The sequence below is a fragment of the Pseudarthrobacter albicanus genome, from assembly GCF_018224015.1.
GTDB classification, from domain to species: domain Bacteria; phylum Actinomycetota; class Actinomycetes; order Actinomycetales; family Micrococcaceae; genus Arthrobacter; species Arthrobacter albicanus.
This window is the reverse complement of sequence record NZ_JAGPOT010000045.1, coordinates 21,092-40,280: the sequence shown is the minus strand read 5'-3', so window position 1 is coordinate 40,280 and position 19,189 is coordinate 21,092. Positions and strand designations below refer to the sequence as shown.

At 67.9% G+C, this 19,189-nt stretch carries 17 protein-coding genes; 14 read left to right on the top strand and 3 right to left on the bottom strand.

The genetic code is table 11. The annotated features are described in order from the left end of the window. The first annotated feature begins 42 nt into the window (after nucleotides 1-42). The 3 genes from J9611_RS11520 to pdxS all read left to right on the top strand — a co-directional run bounded on the left by J9611_RS11520 (nucleotide 43) and on the right by pdxS (nucleotide 2,384). A complete protein-coding gene (locus J9611_RS11520; protein WP_211880273.1) occupies nucleotides 43-666 on the top strand; it encodes an HIT family protein in 624 nt (207 codons plus the stop codon). Next, a complete protein-coding gene (gene pgsA / locus J9611_RS11515; protein WP_211880271.1) occupies nucleotides 656-1,294 on the top strand; it encodes a phosphatidylinositol phosphate synthase in 639 nt (212 codons plus the stop codon). Before J9611_RS11520 ends, pgsA begins: the two co-directional genes overlap by 11 nt. Nucleotides 1,295-1,457: 163 nt before the next feature. After that, nucleotides 1,458-2,384 carry a pyridoxal 5'-phosphate synthase lyase subunit PdxS gene (pdxS, locus tag J9611_RS11510; protein ID WP_211880269.1) on the top strand — a complete coding sequence of 309 codons (927 nt, stop codon included), beginning with the start codon at nucleotides 1,458-1,460 and terminating at the stop codon, nucleotides 2,382-2,384. Nucleotides 2,385-2,452: 68 nt separating this feature from the next. Here pdxS and J9611_RS11505 read toward each other — a convergent pair whose 3' ends face one another. Further along, the gene (locus J9611_RS11505) at nucleotides 2,453-4,465 is read right to left on the bottom strand and encodes a M3 family metallopeptidase (RefSeq protein ID WP_211880267.1); all 2,013 of its coding nucleotides are present in this window, start codon (nucleotides 4,463-4,465) and stop codon (nucleotides 2,453-2,455) included. A gap of 72 nt (nucleotides 4,466-4,537) precedes the next feature. Between J9611_RS11505 and J9611_RS11500 the strand changes: the two genes are divergently transcribed. Next, nucleotides 4,538-5,890, top strand: coding sequence for a CapA family protein (locus tag J9611_RS11500; RefSeq protein WP_211880266.1), 1,353 nt, complete (start codon nucleotides 4,538-4,540; stop codon nucleotides 5,888-5,890). 9 nt (nucleotides 5,891-5,899) lie between these two features. Here the strand turns inward: J9611_RS11500 and J9611_RS11495 are convergent, their stop codons facing one another. Further along, nucleotides 5,900-6,667, bottom strand: a complete 768-nt coding sequence (locus J9611_RS11495; RefSeq protein ID WP_211880265.1) for a type 1 glutamine amidotransferase — start codon at nucleotides 6,665-6,667, stop codon at nucleotides 5,900-5,902. Beyond that, entirely contained in the window at nucleotides 6,664-7,998 is a 1,335-nt protein-coding gene (locus J9611_RS11490) for a Mur ligase family protein (protein WP_211880264.1), read from the bottom strand. Before J9611_RS11490 ends, J9611_RS11495 begins: the two co-directional genes overlap by 4 nt. A gap of 115 nt (nucleotides 7,999-8,113) precedes the next feature. On the opposite strand from J9611_RS11490, the gene pdxT reads away from it, so the two are divergent. The 10 genes from pdxT to J9611_RS11440 all read left to right on the top strand — a co-directional run bounded on the left by pdxT (nucleotide 8,114) and on the right by J9611_RS11440 (nucleotide 18,900). Then, nucleotides 8,114-8,815, top strand: a complete 702-nt coding sequence (gene pdxT / locus J9611_RS11485; RefSeq protein ID WP_211880263.1) for a pyridoxal 5'-phosphate synthase glutaminase subunit PdxT — start codon at nucleotides 8,114-8,116, stop codon at nucleotides 8,813-8,815. Between the two features lie 3 nt (nucleotides 8,816-8,818). Beyond that, a complete protein-coding gene (locus J9611_RS11480; RefSeq protein ID WP_211880262.1) occupies nucleotides 8,819-9,574 on the top strand; it encodes a YebC/PmpR family DNA-binding transcriptional regulator in 756 nt (251 codons plus the stop codon). Continuing rightward, nucleotides 9,571-10,170: a crossover junction endodeoxyribonuclease RuvC gene (gene ruvC / locus J9611_RS11475; protein WP_211880261.1), complete on the top strand. Its 600-nt coding sequence runs from the start codon at nucleotides 9,571-9,573 to the stop codon at nucleotides 10,168-10,170. The genes J9611_RS11480 and ruvC overlap by 4 nt, the downstream gene beginning before the upstream one ends. Before the next feature lie 127 nt (nucleotides 10,171-10,297). After that, nucleotides 10,298-10,954: a Holliday junction branch migration protein RuvA gene (gene ruvA / locus J9611_RS11470; RefSeq protein WP_211880260.1), complete on the top strand. Its 657-nt coding sequence runs from the start codon at nucleotides 10,298-10,300 to the stop codon at nucleotides 10,952-10,954. Next, nucleotides 10,947-12,059: a Holliday junction branch migration DNA helicase RuvB gene (gene ruvB, locus J9611_RS11465; RefSeq protein WP_211880258.1), complete on the top strand. Its 1,113-nt coding sequence runs from the start codon at nucleotides 10,947-10,949 to the stop codon at nucleotides 12,057-12,059. Before ruvA ends, ruvB begins: the two co-directional genes overlap by 8 nt. A 140-nt stretch (nucleotides 12,060-12,199) precedes the next feature. After that, nucleotides 12,200-12,670 (top strand): preprotein translocase subunit YajC, encoded by a 471-nt coding sequence (gene yajC / locus J9611_RS11460; RefSeq protein ID WP_372447784.1) that lies wholly within the window; start codon nucleotides 12,200-12,202, stop codon nucleotides 12,668-12,670. 105 nt (nucleotides 12,671-12,775) lie between these two features. Beyond that, nucleotides 12,776-14,551 carry a protein translocase subunit SecD gene (gene secD, locus J9611_RS11455; protein ID WP_211880256.1) on the top strand — a complete coding sequence of 592 codons (1,776 nt, stop codon included), beginning with the start codon at nucleotides 12,776-12,778 and terminating at the stop codon, nucleotides 14,549-14,551. After that, on the top strand, nucleotides 14,552-15,571 hold the full coding sequence (gene secF, locus J9611_RS11450) for a protein translocase subunit SecF (RefSeq protein WP_211880254.1): 1,020 nt from the start codon (nucleotides 14,552-14,554) through the stop codon (nucleotides 15,569-15,571). It abuts the gene before it with no gap. Between the two features lie 149 nt (nucleotides 15,572-15,720). Next, on the top strand, nucleotides 15,721-18,114 hold the full coding sequence (locus J9611_RS11445) for a RelA/SpoT family protein (RefSeq protein ID WP_372447783.1): 2,394 nt from the start codon (nucleotides 15,721-15,723) through the stop codon (nucleotides 18,112-18,114). A 549-nt stretch (nucleotides 18,115-18,663) separates the two neighbouring features. After that, entirely contained in the window at nucleotides 18,664-18,900 is a 237-nt protein-coding gene (locus J9611_RS11440) for a hypothetical protein (protein ID WP_211880252.1), read from the top strand. Nucleotides 18,901-19,189 lie beyond the last annotated feature (289 nt).

Sequence of the window (19,189 nt, the reverse complement as noted above, 5' to 3'; positions counted from 1 at the left end):
GAAGGGCAAGGCGTGCAGGAGAGGACAGTGCAGGAGAGGTCCGTGCAGGAGAGGTCCGGGGCCGGACCGGAGTATCCGGGCGACGACGCCGTGACGGACGACTTCGGCCTGGCCGGGGTCCCGGACGCGTTCCAGCGGCTGTGGACCCCGCACCGGATGGCGTACATCAAGGGCGGCCAGCACCAGTTCAAGAACCAGGACGACTGCCCGTTCTGCGTCGCACCCGAGCGCCAGGACGAGGATTCGCTGATCGTGTACCGGGGCCGGACCAGCTACGTCGTGCTGAACCTGTTCCCGTACAACCCCGGCCACCTGCTGGTCTGCCCGTATCGGCACATTCCCGACTACACCGACCTGACCGTGGAGGAGACCGCGGAATTCGCCGAGCTGACCCAGACGGCCATGCGCGTGCTGCGCAAGGTGGCAAACCCCTCCGGCTTCAACCTCGGCATGAACCAGGGCGTGGCGGGCGGCGCAGGGGTGGCCGCCCATCTGCACCAGCACGTGGTGCCGCGCTGGGGCGGGGACGGCAACTTCTTCCCCATCATTGCCCAGACCAAGGCCATCACCCAGACGCTCGGCGAAGTCCGGCAGCAGGTCGCGGAGGCCTGGCCCCAGGCATCCGGTGCGGGGCGGACTTCCGCCGGGGCGACGGATGCTGAATAGGCACGCCCGCGGCTTTTTCACCGCGCTGTTCACCCCGCTTGCCCGGTGGCTGCTGAGGATCGGCGTCTCCCCGGACGCCGTCACCATTGTGGGCACCCTGGGCGTGGTGGCCGGCGCCCTCGTGTTGTACCCGCTGGGCCATCTGTGGTGGGGAACGCTGTTCATCACCGTCTTCATCTTTTCCGACGTCGTCGACGGCATCATGGCGCGGATGCAGGAAAGCGGCGGCCGCTGGGGCAACTTCCTCGACTCCACCCTGGACCGGGTGGCGGACGGTGCCCTGTTCGCCGGCGTCGCTGTCTGGTTCTTCACCGGAGGCGCCGACACGCCGATCGCGATTGCCGCCGTCGTCTGCCTGGTGCTGGGCATGGTGGTCTCCTATGCGCGGGCGAAGGCCGAGGCCCTGGGCTTCCGGGCCAACGTCGGGATCGCGGAGCGCGCCGAGCGGCTGGTGTCCGTGCTGGTGGTCACCGGTTTCACCGGCCTGGGCCTGCCGACCGTGGTGCTGTTTGGCACGCTGTGCCTCCTGGCCGCGGCCAGCCTCGTGACGGTGGTGCAGCGGATCATCGCGGTGCACCGCCAGTGGCTCGGGGAAAACGAAGGAACCGCTTCGGAGAAGGCCGCCTGAGCGCAGCAGCCGGCCGCCGTAACCTAAGATTCCGCCGGGTCGCGGCGGGGGACTAGTATTGTCCTTACCGGCCAATGGATCCGGTAATCCGGAGCGCGCAGTTGAGGCATTCGCGTGCCGCCCGTGCCCCGGCGAGGTCATCTATCTACCCATAGGGGTTTTTGTGTCTACACCTGATGTAAGCAGCGAAGCCGGCGCGTCCGCCAAGAACGTGACGGGCAGCAGCCGCGTCAAGCGCGGCATGGCCGAGATGCTCAAGGGCGGCGTCATCATGGACGTCGTCAACGTCGAGCAGGCCCGCATTGCCGAGGATGCCGGCGCCGTGGCCGTCATGGCGCTGGAACGCGTTCCCGCAGATATCCGCGCGCAGGGCGGCGTGTCCCGCATGTCCGATCCGGACATGATCGACAAGATCATCGATGCCGTGTCCGTGCCGGTCATGGCGAAGGCCCGGATCGGCCACTTCGTCGAGGCGCAGGTCCTGCAGTCCCTCGGCGTGGACTACATCGACGAGTCCGAGGTCCTGACCCCGGCCGACTACACCAACCACATCGACAAGTGGAAATTCACCGTTCCCTTCGTCTGCGGCGCCACCAACCTCGGCGAGGCCCTGCGCCGCATCAACGAGGGCGCGGCCATGATCCGGTCCAAGGGCGAGGCCGGCACCGGAGACGTCTCCAACGCCACCACGCACATGCGCCAGATCCGCGCCGAGATCAAGAAGCTTGCCGGCATGGCCGAGGACGAGCTGTACGTCGCCGCCAAGGAACTGCAGGCCCCGTACGACCTGGTCAAGGAGGTTGCCGCGTCCGGCAGGCTCCCCGTGGTCCTGTTCACCGCCGGCGGCATCGCCACCCCGGCCGACGCGGCCATGATGATGCAGCTCGGCGCCGACGGCGTGTTCGTCGGCTCCGGCATCTTCAAGTCCGGCAATCCGGCCCAGCGTGCCGCCGCGGTCGTGAAGGCCACCACCTTCTTCGACGACCCCGACGAGATCGCCAAGGCCTCCCGCGGCCTGGGCGAAGCGATGGTCGGCATCAACGTCGACGAGATCCCGCAGCCGCACCGCCTCGCCGAGCGCGGCTGGTAACAAAGCATTAACGTTCGACGGCGGCCGGTCACCCTTTGGTGGCCGGCCGCCGTCGTCCGTCCGAGGGGTCAGTCGAGGCCGCGGCGCCTGAGCAGCGGTTCCAGGACGGCGTCGCGGCCGCGGAAGGCGCGGAACGATTCCAGCGGATCGCGGCTGTTGCCGCGGGACAGCACCTCGGCCCGGAAAAAGTCCCCGTTGGTCCGGGTGAGCCCGCCGTTCTCCCTGAACCACTCCACCGTGTCCGCGTCCAGCACCTCGCTCCAGATGTAGGAGTAGTAGCCTGCCGCGTAGCCGTCCCCCGCGAAGATGTGCTGGAAGTAGCCGGTGCGGTAGCGCGGCGGGATCAGGGCGTGCGCCACCCCGGCCGCGGCCAGCGCCTTGGCCTCGAACTCCAGGGCGTCCGCGGGCACGTCCGTGCCGTCCAGCACGTGCCACGCGAGATCCAGCAGCGCCGCACCCAGGTATTCGGTGGTGCCGAAGCCTTCCCCCCAGAGCCGGGCGGCGTCGAGCTTGTCCACGATCTCCTGGGGCAGCGTCTCGCCGGTGGCGTGGTGCCGTGCGTAGTTGGCCAGGACCTCCGGCCACAAGATCCACATTTCATTCACCTGCGAGGGGTACTCCACGAAGTCCCGCGGCACCGACGTGCCGGAGAACCGAGGGTAGCTGACGGAGGAGAAGAGCCCGTGCAGGGCGTGGCCGAACTCGTGGAACGTGGTACGGAGCTCGTCGAGGGTCAGCAGGGTGGGTTCGCCGGCCGGCGGCCTGGAGATGTTGAGGTTGTTGATCACCACGGTCCGGGTGTCCAGCAGCCTGGACTGGTCCACGAGCGAGTTCATCCAGGCCCCGCCGCGCTTGGATTCGCGGGTGTAGTAGTCGCCCAGGAACAGGCCCAGTTCCGTGCCGTCGGGATTCCGGACCTCCCAGACGCGCACGTCGGGGTGGTAGCCGGCGAGGTCGGCGCGTTCATGGAAGGTGATGCCGTACAGGGCGTTGGCGGCAAAGAACACGCCGTCGTCGAGCACCCGGTCCAGCTCGAAGTAGGGGCGGAGGGCCTGTTCGTCCACGGCGTACCGTTCGCGCTTGACCCGGGCGGAGTAGTAGGCCCAGTCCCAGGCCTCGAGCGGGTGGCCGGCGATTTCCGCCAGCGCTTCCGCCTCGGCGTCGGCATTCCGGACGGCGGCCGGCGCCAGGCGGTTCAGCATGGTCCGCACCGCCGCAAAGTCCGGCGCCGTCTGCCGGTCCACGGTGAGTTCGGCGTAATTGGCGAAGCCGAGCAGGGCGGCCTTCTCGGCGCGCAGCCGGACCATGCCCTTCACCAGGTCCAGCACGTCGAGGCCGCCGCCGCCGCTGCCGCGGCCGATAGAGGCCTCGTACAGGCGCCGGCGGACCCCGCGGTCCGCCAGGGCGGCCAGGGCGGGCTGGTTGCTCGGCTGGATGAGGGTGAGCAGGAACTTGCCGTCGTGGCCCGCGGTGCGGGCCGCTTCCGCGGCGCTGGCGATGTCGTCCGCGGGGAGGCCCGCGAGGTCTGCGGCGTCATCCAGCAGCAGGGCCGCGGACTTCATCCCGTCCTTGACGCGCTGGCCGAATTCGGTGCCCAGCCTGGACAGTTCTGCATTGACGGCCTTGAGCCGCTCCTGGCCGGCATCGTCGAGCGCGATGCCGGCCTGGCGGAACTCCTTGAGGTACTCCTCCACGAGCCGGGCGGATTCGGAGTCCAGCTGCCCGGTGGTGATCGCGGCGAAGCGCTCGAAGAGTCCCCGGTTGAGGTAGACGGCATCCTGGTGGGCCGAGAAGCGCGGGGACAGCACGGTCTCGAGCTCCCGGATCGTGTCCGTGGCATCGGCCGAAACGAGGGTGAAGAACGCCGCGGCCGCACGCTGCAGCAGCTGTCCGGACCGTTCCATGGCGAGGGCTGTGTTCTCGAAGGTAGGGGCTTCCGGGTTATCCACGATCTCCTGGATTTCGGCCAGATGCCCGGCCAGGCCGGCGTCGACGGCTTCCGCGTAGTGCGCGTCCTCAATGTCCGCGAACGGCGGCAGGCCGAACGGCAGGGGGCTGGGGCTCAGGAGGGGATTGGTCATGAATGACTCTTTCATGTGCTGCGCGGGTTCTCAACGGCTTGCCCAGCATGTTGGGAGGACCCGCGCCGTAGGATGGGCAGCATGGGGAAGATTAACAGCACGCTGCGCGCACGGCCGCGCCGCCTGCGCACTGGTTTGCACGGCGGTCTGCGCGGCAGATTGTTTGCCGCCGCCGCGGCGGCGGCGCTCGTGGCTTCGCTGGCATCCTGCGGCATCGTCACCCGGCAGGACAATAACCCGACGCCGACGCCGGCTGCCGGCGGCACCACGGCCGGCGGGAGCGCAGCGGTTCAGAACCGGACGCCGTCGGGCACGCCTGCCCCGACGGCGACCCTGACGCCTGCCCCGACGCCTACGCCGGGGAAGGGGCCCGCGTGCCCCGCCGTCCGCTGCGCGTCGGTGCTGGTCACCGGGGACATGCTGGTCCACGCCCAGCTCTGGGAGCAGGCCCGCACCGACGCCCTCGCGGCGGGTGCCAAGGGCCTGGACTTCCTTCCGCTGCTGGAAGGCCAGCGGAAGTACCTCGAGAAGAGCGACCTCGCGATCTGCCACCAGGAAACGCCGGTGGCGGGACCGACCGGACCCTTCTCGGCCTACCCCTCCTTCAACGTTCCGCCGCAGATCATCTTCGCGGCCCGGCAGGTGGGCTACCAGGCCTGCACCACGGCCAGCAACCACACCATTGACCGCGGCACCGAAGGGCTGGTCCGCACCCTGGACGCCCTGGACGCTGCCGGGCTGCAGCACACCGGCTCCTACCGGTCCGAGGCCGACTCACAGGGCGTCCTGGTCCTGCAGACCGCGGCCGCGAAAATCGCCGTGATCGAGGCCGCCTACGGGCTCAACGGCCAGGTCCCGGAGCAGGCGTGGCAGGTGGACATGCTTGATCCCGACGTCATGATCGCCAAGGCGAAGAAGGCGCGGGCGCTTGGTGCGGACATCGTGCTGGGCGTCATGCACGCCGGTGATGAATATTCCAGCGCCCCCAACGCCGAACAGCAGGACGTCGCCCACGCCCTCGTGGACAGCGGGCAGTTCACCATGATCTACGGGCACCACACGCACTCGGTGCTGCCGATCGAGCAGTACAAGGGGACCTGGATCGTGTACGGCCTGGGCAACGGCATCACCGAACTGTCGCCGAGCTATGTGGTGAACAACGAGGGACTGCTGGTCCGGGCCCAGTTCAGCCAGGATGCTGCCGGGAAGTGGGCCGCCTCGGACCTGGCCTGGGCGCCGTCGGTCATTGTCCGCGGACCCTACCGCTGGTGCTCCGTCGCGTCCGACGCCCCGCAGGGTCCCTGCGCCGGTGCCGCGGCCGACGCCGCCACCCGCCAGCGCACCCGGACCGTGGTCGAGTCGATGGGTGCCGCGACGGCGGGAGCCCACGAACTGCTCATCACCCGGGAGCCGCAGGGCGGCTGAGCCGCAACCTCAGCGCGGCCGGCGGGCCGCGTGTTCGCGGGCCAGGACGGCGTAGGAGTCGTCCGGGGCGCCGGGGGTGAAGGCGCCGTATTTGCGTTCGACGGCGGTCCGGACCAGGAAATCGGCCACGGCCGGGTTCTTGGGCAGCAGCGAGCCGTGCAGGTAGCTCGCCACGATGTTCCGGTAGCGGGCGCCTTCCTGGCCGTCGGTGCTGTTGTTGCCGGCGCCCTTGGCCGTCGTGCCGAGCGGTTCGACGCCGGGACCCAGGGTGGTCTGGCCGCTGTGGTTCTCGTAGCCGAGGATGGTGCCGAACTCCGGCGAGGCCACGGAGACGTTGCCGATCAGCCGCTGGTCGGTGCCGTGCGTCTCCACGTCCAGGATGCCGATGCCCGGAATGACGGAGCCGAGCCGGGTCTTGAAGAACTTCCCGAAGAGCTGGTACAGCCCGCAGATCACGAGCATCGGGGTGCCGTCCTCGGCCAGCTGCTTCAGCGTCGACTCCCGCGAGAGGAGATCGTCCTTGATGACCAGCTGGCCGCTGTCCTGCCCGCCGCCGCCCACGATCAGGTCAACGTTCGCGGGGAAGTCGTCGCCGGGGTTGTACTCGAGCAGTTCCGGCGTGTAGCCGTGCCAGCGCAGCCGCTGGGCCAGGACCAGGGCATTGCCCCAGTCGCCGTAGATGTTCATGTCCCGCGGGTACAGCTGCAGGACCCGGATGGTTCCCTTGCCCGGCGCGGGGGACTCCCCGGGCAGTTCGTGTCCGGAACGCGGGGTCATGAGACCACCTCCACTGTGGTGATTTTGGACAGCTCGCGGCGGATGGCCAGCATGGCGGTGTAGGTGCAGAAGATCCGCTTCGGCTGGCCCGCGCCGCCGCGGATGAAGGCGGCCAGCGCGGGCGCGATCTCGGTGTCTACCGCGCCGACGGCGACGTCGTCGTACTGCAGCCGGAGGGCCATGTCATAGGCACGGGAGCCGGTCAGCTGGTCCACCCCGGCGTCGCGGAGCGTGTCGAATTCGACGTCCCACAGCCAGGACATGTCCCGGCCGTCGGCGTAGTTGTCGTTGATCGCGATCATGGTCGCGTAGCCCGCGGCGGGGAAGGACTTCAGACCCAGCCGGAAACCGCTGGGGTTCTTGACCAGGACCAGTTCCAGCGGCAGCCCGTCCACCACGAGGCTTTCGCCGCGGCCGAATGCCGGGGCCACCCGGGCCAGGGCCGCCAGCAGGCCGGCGTTGTCGGTCGGGGTGTTCCTGCTGCCTGCGATGCTGCGGGCCAGGGTCAGGGCCGCGGCCGCATTGAAGATGTTGTAGACGCCGCGCAGCTTCATGGACGTGGCGACCGTGGCGCCGTCGTACTCAAAGTCCGCATCGTCCACACCCACCCGGCGCAGCACGACGTCGGCGTGCGGCCTTTCCGGGGACGCCGGCACCGGGCGGCCGGGGGCAGCCCGCATCTCGTCGTCGTTGGGGAACGTGCTCAGGAGCGAGTCGTCGAGGCCGAAGTAGAGCACCGCGGGCCCGTCCAGGGTGCCTGTTTTGTGCGTGCCTGTTTTGTGCGTGTCCTCGCTGAGCGTTTCCGCGATCCGGGCGACCCGCGGGTCCTCCCGGTTCAGGACGACGGTTCCGGTCGTTTTGGAGGCAACGTGCTGCAGCAGCTCGGCGGTCTTGTCGATCTCGCCGAACCGGTCCAGCTGGTCGCGCAGGACGTTGAGCAGCAGGCTGTAGCGCGGCGGGACCCGGTTGACGAAGTGCACGGCGTGCGCCTCGTCCAGTTCCAGCACCGCGACGTCGGCCGTGAGCCGTCCCCGCCAGTCGACCTCACCCAGCAGGGCGGCGGCGACGCCGCGGGTGAAGTTGCTGCCGGTGCGGTTGGTGAAGACCCTCAGGCCCTGGCTTTCCAGCAGCTCCACGACCATCTTCGTGGTGGTCGTCTTGCCGTTCGTGCCGCTGACGACCGCGACGCCGAGCGGCAGGGTGGACAGCGTCCGCGCCATGAAGCCGGGGTCGATTTTCTCGACCACCAGGCCGGGAAGGGCAGAGCCTCCGCCCCTGAGCCGGGACACCCGGCGGACGAGCTTGCCGAGCGGAACACTGAAGTAAAACATGCTTTGTAATATATCCCAGCGGCGGCAGGGAGGCCCGCCACGGGGCGGCAGGGAAGTCCGGCGTCAGGCGGCGGCGCGTGCGGCTCCGGAAAGCCCTGAGCACTAAGCTGGTCCGATGACCACCCCCACTTCTGCGCTTGAATCCCGCGCGGGTGCAGGCCTGCGGATCGGCGTCCTGGCACTCCAGGGCGATTTCCGTGAACACCTGCACGCCGTCGAGGCCGCCGGCGCCACCGGCACCGCCGTCCGCCGCCCGCCCGAGCTGGAGAGCCTGGACGGGCTCATCATTCCGGGCGGCGAATCGACCACCATCGACAAGCTCTCGAGGATCTTCGGCCTCCGGGAGCCCCTGCGGGACCGCATCCGGGCCGGGCTGCCCGTCTACGGCTCCTGCGCCGGCATGATCCTGCTGGCCGATGAGATCACGGACCCGGCGACGGACCTCTCCGGGGCTCCGCAGCAGACCTTCGGCGGCCTGGACATCACGGTGCGCCGCAACGCCTTTGGCCGGCAGCGCGAATCCTTCGAGACCGATCTTGACTTCAAGGGCCTCGATTTCAGCGCCGACGAGAACGGCGTGGCCCCCGTGCACGCCGTGTTCATCCGTGGACCGTGGGTGGAGCGGGTGGGCGAGGGCGTGGAGGTCCTGGCCCAGGTGGAACCGTCCGAGGCGGGCCACCCCGAATCCCTGCAGGGGACGGCTAGAATTGTTGCAGTACGTTCCGGCAAGCTGCTGGCCACCTCCTTCCACCCGGAAGTGACGGGGGAGAAGCGGGTGCATGAACTGTTTATCCGGATGATCAGAGGGGAAGTTTAACGCATGTCAGGCCACTCCAAATGGGCGACGACCAAGCACAAGAAGGCCATCCTCGACAGCCGCCGTGCCAAGTCGTTCGCCAAGCTGATCAAGAACATCGAAGTCGCCGCGCGGATGGGCGGCCCGGATCTTGCAGGCAACCCCGGCCTGGAACTGGCCGTCACCAAGGCCAAGAAGACCTCGGTCCCCGCTGACAACATCGACCGCGCCATCAAGCGCGGCGCCGGCCTCACCGGCGAGGTCGTGGACTACTCCGAAATCATGTACGAGGCCCGCGGACCGCAGGGTTCCGCTTTGCTGATCGAGTGCCTCACGGACAACAAGAACCGTGCCGCCTCGGAAGTCCGCCTCGCCATCTCCCGCAACGGCGGCACCATCGCCGACCCCGGTTCGGTGAGCTACCTGTTCAGCCGCAAGGGCGTTGTTTCCCTGCCGAAGAACGGACTGACCGAGGATGACGTCCTGATGGCGGTCCTCGACGCCGGTGCCGAGGAAGTCAAGGACAACGGCGACAGCTTCGAGATCCACTCCGAGCCGACCGACTTGCAGGGAATCCGCGACGCGCTCAAGGAAGCCGGAATCGAATACGACACCGACGAGGCCGAATTCGTGCCCTCGATGCAGGTGCCGCTGGACCTGGAAGCCGCCAGGAAGTTCATGAAGCTCGTCGATGCCCTGGAGGACCTCGACGACGTCCAGAACGTCTACAGCAACGCCGACCTCAGCGACGAAGTGCAGGCCGCGCTGGAAGCCGAGTGACCCTCCGCGTCCTCGGCGTCGACCCGGGCCTCACCCGTTGCGGGATCGGCGTCGTGGACGTGGAAAAGAACCGCCGGGCCACGATGGTGGCGTTCGGCGTCGTCGGCACCTCACCGGAACAGGGCCTTGACCAGCGGCTGCTGGTGATTGCCAACGCCATTGATGAGTGGCTGGACCGGTACGAACCGCACGTCATGGCCGTCGAGCGCGTCTTTTCGCAGCTCAACGTCAGCACCGTGATGGGGGTGGCGCAGGCCTCGGGAGTGGTCATTGCCGCCGCGGCGCGCCGCGGCATCCCGGTGGCCCTGCACACGCCGTCGGAGGTCAAGGCCGCGGTCACGGGCAGCGGAACCTCGAACAAGGACGCCGTCACCAAACTGGTCACCAAGATCCTCCGGCTTGATGCCCCGCCCCGCCCCGCCGACGCCGCCGACGCCCTGGCCCTGGCTATCACGCACGCCTGGCGGGCCGGCAGCGGAGCTTACAGCGGAGCTTACAACGAGGGCGCAGCCACCACCGGACCGGGCAGCCAGTCGCTGACCCCGGCCCAGCGCGCCTGGGCGGAAGCCGAGGCGAAAGCGCGCCGTGCGCGCTGAACGGCCGACTGTGCCGCCGCAGAGCTTGGTAGGCTATTCGTAGATATGTTCGGATAGCCGGTTTTCCGGTTTAAATTGTCAGTTATATTGTCAGCTGCATTGTCGCTGTAAACCCAGGAGCCCGGCTTTGATCAGTTTTCTTCGCGGAACCGTAGCGCACGTCGGCCTGGCCTCCGCCGTGATCGACCTCAACGGTGCCGGCATGAGCGTGAACGCCACGCCGCAGACCCTCAGCAGCCTCCGGGCGGGTGAAGAGGGGAAGCTCTTCACCTCACTGATCGTGCGGGAGGACTGCCTGACCCTCTACGGCTTCGGCAGCGACGACGAACGCGAGGTGTTCGACGTCCTGCTCAGCGTCAGCGGCGTGGGGCCCCGGCTTGCGCTGGCCGTCCTGGCCGTCCACGAACCCGAAGCCATCCGCGTCGCCGCGCACTCGGGCGACGGCAAGGCCTTCACCAAGGTGCCCGGGATCGGGCCCAAGGTGGCGGGCCGGATCGTGCTGGAACTGGCCGGGAAACTGGTCCCGCACGGGACCGGTGCCAGCACCGCCACCGGCACCGCCCCGGCGGCCTCCGCGGAAGCCGCCTGGAAGCCCCAGGTCATCGCCGCCATGACCAGCCTGGGCTGGTCCGAAAAGGACGCCACCGCCAGCATCGACAAGTCCCTCGCCGATTCACCCGAAGTGGCAGAGAAGGGCAACGTGGCCGAGATCCTGCGCACCACCCTCCGCTGGCTGGGCCAGGACGGCGCACGCGCCGGGAACCGGGTAGGCGCCCGTGGCTGAGCCGTCGTTCGTGGCCGGGGGAGAGGAGCCGGAGGAACGGGCCATCGAGGCAGCCCTCAGGCCCAAGAACCTGCATGACTTCGTCGGCCAGCACCGGGTACGCAAACAGTTGTCCCTCGTGCTGGAAGCCTCACGGATGCGCGGCCGCAGTGCGGACCACGTCCTGCTGTCCGGTCCGCCCGGACTGGGCAAGACCACGCTGTCGATGATCATCGCCGCGGAAATGAACGCCCCGCTGCGGATCAGCAGCGGCCCGGCGATCCAGCACGCCGGGGACCTGGCCGCCATCCTGTCCTCGCTCTCCGAGGGCGAAGTCCTCTTCCTCGACGAGATCCACCGCATGTCCCGCCCGGCCGAGGAAATGCTGTACATGGCCATGGAAGACTTCCGGGTCGACATTGTGGTCGGCAAGGGTGCCGGCGCCACCGCCATCCCGCTCGAACTGCCGCCCTTCACGCTGGTCGGCGCCACCACCCGCGCAGGGCTCCTTCCCGGACCCCTGCGGGACAGGTTCGGCTTCACCGGCCACCTGGAGTTCTATTCGGTGGAGGAGCTGGAACTCGTGCTCCGGCGCTCCGCCGGGCTGCTGGACCTCAAGGTCAACTCCGCCGGCTTCAGCGAGATCGCCGGACGGTCCCGGGGCACGCCCCGCATCGCCAACCGGCTCCTGCGCCGCGTCCGCGACTGGGCGCTGGTCCACGGCATCGAGCAGATTGACGCCCGGGCCGCCTCGGCAGCGCTGGACATGTATGAAGTCGACAAACGCGGCCTGGACCGCCTGGACCGCGCCGTCCTCGAGGCGCTGATCACCAAGTTCGGCGGCGGGCCGGTGGGCTTGTCCACCCTTGCCATCGCCGTCGGCGAAGAGACGGAAACGGTTGAAACGGTGGCCGAGCCCTACCTGGTCCGTGAAGGCCTGCTGGGCCGGACGCCCCGGGGCCGGATCGCCCTTGCACCGGCCTGGACCCACCTTGGCTTCGCGGTACCTGCCGGGGTCTTCGGGCAGGATCCCCTGGAGCTGTTCCAGGCAGCCGACCCCGGTGCTGAACACGGCGATGAACTCGGTGAAGAAGCCGGTCCGGAACGGATCCGCAACTCCCAATAGCCCCGGCCTGCCCTTTTCCCTTTAGACTGGAAAGACGCTCGGCACGTTCGGGTCTTTGTTTCTGTGCGCGGCCGGCCCCGGCCGCCGTTGGTTGGGCCTGGTCCCAGGTTCCGCCGGCCCGGAGCGAAGCGGACGTTGCCATGACCAGCTACGCAAGTACAGAATGGAATTTCCCCGTGGATCCAATGAACATCCTGCTGTTCGTCATGCTCGGACTCTTCGTCTTCATGATGTTCCGCCGCAACAAGAAGACCAAGGAACAGGCGGTCAAGCTGCAGTCGCAGTTCGCTCCGGGCGTGGAGGTCATGACCAGCTTCGGCCTGTTCGGCCGCATCATCGAGATCGACGAGGACGAGAACAAGGTCCTTCTTGAACTCTCGCCGGGAAACCTCGCCACCGTGCACCGCCAGGCCGTCACCAAGATCGTCGAGCCGGCTGCCGCCCCGCAGGAGCCTACGGTCGTTCCCGACGACGCCTCCTCGCTGACCGGTTCCTCCCCGCTGACCATCGACAAGGCCGGGAGTGCCGCCCCCGCCGCCGAATCGCCGCGCACTGAAACGCCGGATGAAACTTTGCGCGGCCTCAACGACGAAGGCAAGAAAGACAGCTAGTCTGCCTATCGGAGCTGGCCCGCGAAGCAACCGCCGGGGGCCGCGCCGGTGCGGCCCCCGCGGTCCGGGCTGGCGGCTCCTCCATCATTAATAGAAAGATCGACAATGGCACGAACTGGCCCCAAAAACACAGCCCTCCGGGTGCTGGTCTGGCTTGGCGTTATTCTCGCCGTCTTGACTGCCGTCCTGGCGGGCGGCACCATGGCCGGGCAGGCGAGCTGGGCTCCCAAGCTTGCCCTGGACCTCGAAGGCGGCACGCAGATGATCCTGGCGCCGAAGGTCGAGGGCGGTTCGGACATCACCGAAGACCAGCTCAACCAGGCCGTGTCCATCATCCGCCAGCGCGTGGACGGCTCGGGCGTCGCCGAGGCTGAAATCAGCACGCAGTCCGGCCGCAACGTCGTCGTCAGCCTTCCGGGCACCCCGTCCAAGGAGACCCGGGCCCTGATCCAGGCCTCCGCGGATATGAACTTCCGGCCGGTCCTGCAGGCCGGCCCCGGCGCGGCGGTCCCCACGGCGTCCCTGACTCCGGAGGACCAGCTGCCCAAGCCCGCGGCTGCGCCTGCGAACAGCAGCGACGTGAACTGGATCACGGCCGATGTCTACAAGAAATTCGAGACGCTCGACTGCGACAAACCGTCCCAGGACAAGCAGGAACGCTCCGACCCGGCCAAGCCGCTGGTCACCTGCGAGCCGGCTTCCGCCAAGTCGCCGGCCATCAAGTACATTCTGGGGCCGGTTGAGGTCAAGGGCACGAACATCAAGACCTCCTCGTTCCAGCTGCAGCGCGGTGCCCAGGGCGCCGTCACCAACGAGTGGGCCGTGAACATCCAGTTCGACGAGCAGGGCACCGCCAAGTTCAAGGAAGTCACCGAGCGCCTCTACCAGTTCTTCGTGGCCGCAGGCGGCCAGAGCGGCTCCGACCCGAAGGCCCAGTTCGCCATCGTGCTCGATGACCAGGTCATCTCCGCGCCGCGTTCCCTCGCCGTCATCACCGACGGCCGCCCGCAGATCACCGGCGGGTTCACCGAGCAGTCCGCCAAGGCTCTTTCGGACCAGCTGCGGTTCGGCGCGCTGCCGATCAGCTTCGAAATCCAGAGCGAACAGCAGATCTCGGCCACGCTCGGCGGCGAGCAGCTCCGGATGGGCATGCTGGCGGGCCTGATCGGGCTGCTGCTGGTGGTCGTCTACTCGCTCTTCCAGTACCGGGCCCTCGGCTTCGTCACCGTCGCCTCCCTCGTGGTGGCCGGTTCGCTGACCTACCTGGCCATCGCGATCCTGGGCTGGACCGAGAACTACCGTCTCTCCCTCGCCGGTGTAGCGGGCCTCATCGTGGCCATCGGCCAGACGGCGGACTCGTTCATCGTCTACTTCGAACGCATCCGTGATGAGCTCCGTGAAGGCCGCGGCCTGGTCTCGGCGGTGCAGAACGGCTGGAAGCGGGCCAAGCGCACCGTCCTGGCGTCCAAGGCCGTGAACCTCCTCGCCGCCCTCGTGCTGTACTTCGTGGCGGTGGGCAACGTCCGCGGCTTCGCCTTCACCCTGGGCCTGACAGCCATCGCCGACCTCATCGTCGTCTTCATGTTCACCCACCCCACCCTCCAGGTCCTGTCCCGGACCAGGTTCTTCGGTGAAGGCCACCGGTTCTCCGGGCTTGACCCGAAGCGCCTCGGCGCCGTGCCCCTGTACCGGGGCGCGGGGCGGATCCGTACGCCGGAAGACAGGCCCGCCGTCGCCGTCCGCGCCAAGAACAGCGGCGCCACGGCCGAGGCAGCGCGCCGGATGACCATTGCAGAACGCCGCCTCGCGGAAAAACAGGAACAGGGCAAACAAGGACAGCTTGCCGGTTCCGCCAAGAGCGCAGCCAAGGAGGGCAAGTAAATGGCCAGCTTCGCCACATTCGGTAACGAGCTTTACACGGGCAAGCGCTCGTACGACTTCGTCGGGTCCAAGAAGATCTGGTTCCTGGTGGCAGCCGTCGCCGTTGCCCTCTCGATCCTCATCCCGGTTGCCAAGGGCGGTTTCAACCTCGGGATCGAGTTCCGCGGCGGCTCCGAGTTCACCGTCTCCAACGTCAAGACCACGGATGCGACGGTCGGCGAGAAGGCCGTGACGGGTGTCGTCCCGGGCAGCGTGCCGCGCGTCGCCAACGTTGCCGGCACCACGATGCGCATCCAGACGGACAAGCTCACCGACGACGAAACGCTGAAGATCAAGGACGGCCTGACCACCGCCTACGGCGTCACGGACAACGAGGTCACCTCGACGTTCGTCGGCCCCACCTGGGGTGCCGACGTGACCAAGCAGGCACTGCTGGGCCTGCTCGTCTTTGTCGGGCTGGCCGCCGTCCTGATGGCGCTGTATTTCCGGACCTGGAAGATGTCACTCTCGGCCCTCGCGGGCATGCTCGTGACCATGTTCATCACCGCCGGCGTCTACTCGCTGAGCGACTTCGAGGTCACGCCGTCGGCGATTATCGGCTTCCTGACGGTGCTCAGCTATTCGCTGTACGACACCGTCGTGGTCTTCGACAAGATCCGCGAAAACACGGCCGAGCTGCAGGCGTCCACCCGCAGGACCTTTGCCGAGGAAGTCAACCTCGCCGTCAACCAGACCCTGGTCCGGTCCATCAACACGATGATGGTGGCCATCCTCCCGGTCGGCGCCATCCTCTTCATCGGGGCCGGCCTCCTCGGCGCCGGTACGCTGCGCGACCTGTCCCTGGCCCTGTTCGTGGGCATCCTGATCGGAACGGCCGCAACGATCTTCGTCGCCGCCCCGCTGTACGCCTGGCTCCGCCAAAGCGAACCGGACCTGGTCAAGCAGGCCAGGCGGGTGGAACAGCGCCGTGCGGAGGCTGCCGCCAAGGCCGCCTCGGAGGCAACGCCCGCCACCGCCTAGCAGGCCTGGCCCGGCGTGTCTTGATCCGACGGGCCGGAGAACGTCATCCGTGACGGTCTCCGGCCCGCCGCCGTATCCCGGCGGGTTATCGGAGTATCCTCCTGCGGGAATACACTGGAATGATTATCGGGTTGTGAGGGGTGCTCCTTTTGGATGAACGTTCGACGCCGGTGCCAGCGGCGCCGGTGGATAAGAGTCACGGCCAGGGTTCGCAGACCGGCGTGGTGGCTTCCGGACGTCCCGATGTCCCCGTGCCGGTCGACAACGCCGGGACCCGCGCCACTTTCCCCGGCCGCCGCGAACGCACGCGGTCCAGGCTGGCCCGGCTGACGGGCCGGGGAGCCCCGGCGTACTCGCCGATCCTTGAGCCATTGCTGCGCACCGTCCGTGCCAACAATCCCAAGGAGGACTTCGACCTCATCCAGCGTGCTTTTGTGGTGGCGGAGCGTTGCCACCGCGGGCAGAAACGCAAGAGCGGCGACCCCTACATCACGCACCCGGTGGCGGTGGCAACGATCCTCGCCGAACTGGGTCTGAGCGGCACCACGCTGGCCGCGGCGCTCCTGCACGACACCGTCGAGGACACCTCCTACACCCTGGCCGATCTCAAGGCGGAGTTCGGTCCGGAAGTGGCGATGCTGGTCGACGGTGTCACGAAGCTGGACAAGGTCAGCTTCGGCGAGGCCGCGCAGTCCGAAACCGTGCGCAAGATGGTCGTGGCGATGGCCAAGGACATCCGCGTGCTGATGATCAAGCTCGCGGACCGGCTGCACAACGCCCGCACGTGGCGCTTCGTCTCGGCCGAGTCCTCGGCACGCAAGGCCCGGGAAACCCTGGAGATTTTCGCGCCGCTGGCCCACCGGCTCGGCATGAACACCATCAAGTGGGAACTGGAAGACCTCTCCTTCGCGGCGCTGTACCCCAAGGTGTACGAGGAAATCGTACGCATGGTGGGCGACCGGACCCCGGAGCGGGAGAAGAATCTCGCCGTCATCCGCAACCAGATCACCGGAGACCTGCGGGACGCCAAAATCAAGGCCACCATCACCGGGCGGCCGAAACATTACTACTCGATCTACCAGAAGATGATCGTCCGCGACAAAGACTTCGACGACATCAACGACCTGATGGGCGTGCGCGTGCTCGTCGATTCCGTCCGGGACTGTTACGCGGCGCTGGGTGCCATGCATTCGCGCTGGAACCCGCTTCCGGGCCGGTTCAAGGACTACATTGCGATGCCGAAGTTCAACATGTACCAGTCGCTGCACACCACGGTGATCGGTCCGGGCGGCAAGCCGGTGGAGATCCAGATCCGCACCCATGAGATGCACCGGCGCGCCGAATACGGTGTTGCCGCGCACTGGAAGTACAAGGATCAGCCGAACCGCACGGCGGCCGGGCCGGGGAGCCCGCGCGACGGCGACATGGGTTGGCTGCGCTCCCTCGTCGACTGGCAGCAGGAGACCTCCGATCCGGGCGAATTCCTCGACTCCCTGCGCTTCGAGATCAATGCCCGGGAGGTGTTCGTCTTCACCCCCAAGGGTGAGGTCATGGCCCTCCCGGCCGGTTCCACTCCCGTGGACTTCGCCTACGCCGTCCACACCGAGGTGGGTCACCGGACCATCGGGGCGAGGGTCAACGGCAAGCTCGTCCCGCTCAACAGTGAACTGAACCATGGCGACTGGGTGGAGATCTTCACCTCCAAGGCCGAAGGCGCCGGCCCCAGCCAGGACTGGCAGCACTTCGTCAAGAGCGCCCGGGCCCGGAACAAGATCAGGCAATGGTTCAGCAAGGAGCGCCGCGAGGAGTCGATTGACCGGGGCAAGGAACTGCTTACCAAGGCCATGCGCAAGCAGAACCTTCCCCTGCAGCGGCTCATGACCCACGACGCCCTCGCCGCGATCGCAGAGGACTTCAAGTATGTGGACATCTCCGGGCTCTACGCGGGGGTGGGCGACGGCCACACCTCCGCCCAGTCCGTCATGGAACGCCTCGTGGAGAGCCTCCGCGGGAATGAGGCGCCCGAGGATGACCTTTCCGAGGTCTCCATTCCCACCCAGGTCAGCAAGACCAAGTATTCGGATTCGGGTGTGGTGGTCCGGGGGGTTGACGATGTCTGGGTGAAGCTGGCCCGGTGCTGCACCCCGGTGCCGCCCGATCCCATCCTCGGCTTCGTCACCCGCGGTTCCGGGGTCTCCGTGCACCGGACCGACTGCACGAATGTTGCGGGCCTGCGGGAGCAGCCCGACCGGATCGTGGAAGTTGACTGGGCCCCCACCCAGTCGAGCGTGTTCCTGGTGGAGATCCAGGTCGAAGCGCTGGACCGCAAGTCCCTGCTGTCCGACGTCACGAGGGTGCTTTCGGAGAACCACGTGAATATCCTTGCCGCCAGCGTGCATACCTCCACAGACCGGGTGGCGATTTCCAGGTTCGCGTTCGAGATGGGTGATCCGAGGTACCTGAACCACGTGCTCAGCGCCGTCCGCCGAATTGACGGAGTCTTCGATGTCTACCGCACCACCGGGAACCGGCGGCGGAATTAGCTGCACCGCGCTAGCTGTACGACGCTGGCTGCACGCCAGCTGCACCGCGTACATCAGGCTAGTCCACGAGGAACGCCCCTACCGGGCCGAGCCGCCTCGCCGACAGGAAACGCCGGCCCCGGAGCCGGCCCGAAAGCCGAAGCCCCGGAATTACGGATGCCCCGATACCACCGCCGGAGTCCGGCGGGGGAGCGCCTCACCTTGGGTCTGCGCCTCAGGCAACCCGACAGGCACCCGGCCTGGAGCTGCCGGCCGGTGAGATCCCGTGGCCGTGGCACGCCGCGGCGCCCCGGGGGACGGTCAGCCGAGGACCGCTGGCCGTGCAGGGTACCGGGAGCCGGAGGCGCGGCGGATCCGTGGGCGGGGACCTCCGGGCACGGGTCGGTGTTCAGGCCCATTCCGGCATACTCGCGCACGGCACTGATGCCGGACACCGCAGCCGGCTTGTCGGAAAGGATCGGGACACGGCCACCACGGTTCCGTCAGGGGCCTTGAGTGTGGCTGAGCAAGGGCGGTCTGCGCCCCGCCCGAAGCGACGCGGCCGGCTTGGTGCTGTGGATCACATACGTCATCATCAACAATGGCATCCTGGGCTGGATCGCTTTCGGGCTTCTGGTCCTCGTCGTGATCCTCGGTGATGTGATGTTCCTGCGCTGGAGGCACAGCCGGAAAGAAGGCACCCCGGAGGTCCGGTTCCCGGTCGCCGTCGTGTACGGACATGGCCTGTTCGCCGTCACCACCGTTGTACTGGTGTTGCTGACCAACCTGGGCATCGGCGGCTCCTGAGGCAGCCCGCACACGGCCGGGTATTACCGGGTGATCCGGAGATGACGCAATGAATGCCGGGTCGAACAGTGAACGGCCCGAAGGTGACCCCGTCTCACTCTGGGTCCCCGCCGCCGGAATCACCGGCTACCCCGTCCTGCGCGGGGGTATCGAGGTCGACGCGGCGGTCACCGGCCCCGGCATCGCCGGGCTGACCGCCGCGTTGGCCCTCAAACGCGCCGGCCAGATAATGGCAAGTCTAAGTGGCCCCACTTTGGCAGGAATCCGCCCTGCGATTTTCAGCCCAAGT

Excerpts from the sequence above, each read along its gene's own strand:
- pgsA (WP_211880271.1), top strand. The coding sequence starts at position 656 with ATGCTGAATAGGCACGCCCGCGGCTTTTTCACCGCGCTGTTCACCCCG.
- J9611_RS11505 (WP_211880267.1), bottom strand. The coding sequence starts at position 4,465 with ATGACCAATCCCCTCCTGAGCCCCAGCCCCCTGCCGTTCGGCCTGCCG.
- J9611_RS11500 (WP_211880266.1), top strand. The coding sequence starts at position 4,538 with ATGGGCAGCATGGGGAAGATTAACAGCACGCTGCGCGCACGGCCGCGC.
- J9611_RS11495 (WP_211880265.1), bottom strand. The coding sequence starts at position 6,667 with ATGACCCCGCGTTCCGGACACGAACTGCCCGGGGAGTCCCCCGCGCCG.
- J9611_RS11490 (WP_211880264.1), bottom strand. The coding sequence starts at position 7,998 with ATGTTTTACTTCAGTGTTCCGCTCGGCAAGCTCGTCCGCCGGGTGTCC.
- pdxT (WP_211880263.1), top strand. The coding sequence starts at position 8,114 with ATGACCACCCCCACTTCTGCGCTTGAATCCCGCGCGGGTGCAGGCCTG.
- J9611_RS11480 (WP_211880262.1), top strand. The coding sequence starts at position 8,819 with ATGTCAGGCCACTCCAAATGGGCGACGACCAAGCACAAGAAGGCCATC.
- yajC (WP_372447784.1), top strand. The coding sequence starts at position 12,200 with ATGACCAGCTACGCAAGTACAGAATGGAATTTCCCCGTGGATCCAATG.
- secD (WP_211880256.1), top strand. The coding sequence starts at position 12,776 with ATGGCACGAACTGGCCCCAAAAACACAGCCCTCCGGGTGCTGGTCTGG.
- secF (WP_211880254.1), top strand. The coding sequence starts at position 14,552 with ATGGCCAGCTTCGCCACATTCGGTAACGAGCTTTACACGGGCAAGCGC.